Origin of the sequence: Jiangella ureilytica, from assembly GCF_004348545.1 — a bacterium.
Classification (GTDB): Bacteria; Actinomycetota; Actinomycetes; order Jiangellales; family Jiangellaceae; genus Jiangella; species Jiangella ureilytica.
Window position 1 is genome coordinate 1 of sequence record NZ_SMKL01000145.1, and the last position, 2,573, is coordinate 2,573.

Below are 2,573 nucleotides of genomic sequence, written 5' to 3' on the forward strand. Positions count from 1 at the left end.
CCCCTCCCCCCCGGGAGCGCCTGCCGGTCTCTCCGCCCGCCCGAGTCGATCTTGGAGTAACTGCGGCATCAATCCGACATGTCGCCCAGCGACTCCGCAGTTACTCCAAGATCGGCTTCGGCGGGCACCACCGTCAAGGGCGTGTGCCACGGCCAGAGCAGCGGTCAGCCGATCACGACGCAGCGGCTGACACGCCACCACCGACCTGGATCATCAGACGTCAGGGGCGGTGTCGTCGGCGGTGTCGGGACCGACGAGGCGGTAGCCGATGCCGCGCACCGTCATGAAGCGCTCGTTGCCGAGCTTGCGGCGCAGGTAGCGCACGTACACGTCGACCACGTTGGAGCCGGGGTCGAAGTCGTAGCCCCAGACGCGGCTCAGCAGCTGCTCGCGGCTGAGCACCTGGCCGGGGTGGCGCAGGAACGTCTCGGCCAGGGAGAACTCGCGCGCCGACAGCTCCACCGTCCGGCCGTCGACCGTGGCCCGCCGGGTGCGCAGGTCCAGCGACAGCCCGCCGTGGTGCAGGACCATCGCCTCGGGGGCGCGGTCCTCGCGCAGCCGCAGCCGGATGCGGGCCAGCAGTTCCTCGAACCGGAACGGCTTGGCCATGTAGTCGTCGGCGCCGCCCTCGAGCCCGGCGACGGTGTCGGTGATGGAGTCGCGGGCGGTCAGGATGATCACGGGCAGCTCGTTGCGGGCCTCGCGCAGCTGCCGCAGGACGGAGAAGCCGTCGATGATGGGCAGCCCGATGTCGAGGATGACGAGGTCGAACCCGCCGGTCATCGCGTAGTCGAACGCGCCCCGGCCGTCGCCGACCACCGTCGGCGTCATGCCGGCCGCACGCAACCCCTTCTCGATGAACGCCGCGATGCGGGGTTCGTCTTCGGCGATCAGGATCCTGCTCATCTACGCCTCCTCCTCCACGAGGTCGTCGGTCACCGCTGAGCCGACCAGCGGCAGCGCGATGGTGAAGACCGCGCCGGCGCCCGGCCGGCTGTCGACGGTCACGGTGCCGCGGTGCGCCTCGGCGATCGCCGTGACGATGGCCAGCCCCAGCCCGGAGCCCTCGACGCCCCGGCCGACGTCGGCGCGGGCGAACCGGTCGAAGATGCGGTCGATGTCGTCGGCGGCGATGCCGATGCCGGTGTCGCGGACCCAGAGCCGGGCCTCGGCGCCGGTCAGCTGGCTGCCGACGGCGATGACGTCGCCGGGCTCGGTGTGCTTCACCGCGTTCGAGATCAGCTGGAGCAGCGCCTGGGTGATCCGCTGCGGATCGAGGTCGACGGTCGCGGACACCCGCGCGTCGACCCGCCACTGCCGGTCGGCCAGGGCGCGCGCCTTGTCGAGCACCTCGTCGACCAGCCGGTCCAGCTCGACCGGCCGGGGGTGGACGAAGTCGGGTCGCTTGGCCTTGGCGAGCATGACGAGGTCGTCGACCATGCGGTGCATCCGGTCCAGCTCGTCGAGGAGCATCGCGCGCACTTCCTCGACGTCGGCGGGGTCGGCGGAGTCCATCAGCTCGAGGTGCCCGCGGATGATCGTGATGGGGGTCCGCATCTCGTGTCCGGCGTCGTCGAGGGCGTCACGCTGGCCGGCGAACGCGACCTCGAGGCGGTCGAGCATGTCGTTGAACGTGCGCGCGAGCGCGGAGATGTCGTCGGTCCCGGTGACGGCGATGCGCCCGGACAGGTCGGTGTCGCTGATCTGCTGGGCGGTGTCGCGCAGCAGCCGGATGGGCCGCAGCAGCCGCCCGGCGACGAGCCAGCCGACGGCGCCGACCATGGCCAGCGACGCGATCGCGACGACGGCGAACGTCTGGTAGGCGTCGACGACCTCGGCCTGTTCCAGGTCGCGCGAATAGGCGATGACGTAGAGGCCCTGGGCATCGTCGTCGTCGTCGGTGACGGGCACCGTCACGTACCGCAACTGACCGAGCTCTTCGGTCTCGATCGACCGCGGCCGGACCCGGGTGCTGCCGCTCTGATCCGCGACGTCATCGACGAAGTCCTCGTCGTCCTCGAGCCGGACGTCGACATCGGTCGCGGGTTCCCATGCGACCACGCCGTCGACGAACGCGAGCAGGCCCTCGTTGCGGTCCGGCACGTTGCGCTGCATGACCACCTGCAGGAAGCGGTCGACGGTGGTGAACTCGTCGCCGGTGGCGGGATCGATCCCGGTGTTGGCGAACTCACGCAGCTCGTCGACCTCTTGGGCGAGGTTGTCGTCGATGCGCGCATCGACCCGCTCGCGCTGGACGAGGAACGACGTCACGCCGGCCACGAGCATGCCGATCGCCGTGACGCCCAGGACCGCGGCCAGCACGCGGGTGCGTACGGCCACCCGTACGCGCACCCCGCCGGCCGCGTCGTCACGACCCTGGCTCAGTCGTCATCATCCCCGTCGTCACCGGCGTCGTCATCGTCGTCGGACTCGCCGACGTCGTCGCCGTCGTCATCGCCGTCGTCGCCCGGATCGGGTCGGACCGGGGGCGGCGGGTCGACCTGCTGCCCGCCGCCGCCACTGGAGCCGCCACTGGAGCCGCCGTCACCACCGCTGCCGCCGCCGTTGTCCGG

The 2,573-nt window shown here is 71.4% G+C and carries 2 protein-coding genes and 1 pseudogene; all 3 read right to left on the reverse strand.

From position 1 onward, the window contains the following. Positions 1-213 precede the first annotated feature (213 nt). A complete protein-coding gene (locus E1212_RS28995; protein ID WP_131989003.1) occupies positions 214-906 on the reverse strand; it encodes a response regulator transcription factor in 693 nt (230 codons plus the stop codon). Then, positions 907-2,340: a sensor histidine kinase gene (locus E1212_RS29000; protein WP_131989005.1), complete on the reverse strand. Its 1,434-nt coding sequence runs from the start codon at positions 2,338-2,340 to the stop codon at positions 907-909. A gap of 41 nt (positions 2,341-2,381) precedes the next feature. Continuing rightward, a pseudogene (locus E1212_RS29790) lies at positions 2,382-2,573 on the reverse strand (attachment protein); the annotation flags it as partial.

Bases quoted from the DNA above. Each gene is read 5' to 3' on its own strand.
- E1212_RS28995 (WP_131989003.1), bottom strand. From the start codon at position 906: ATGAGCAGGATCCTGATCGCCGAAGACGAACCCCGCATCGCGGCGTTC.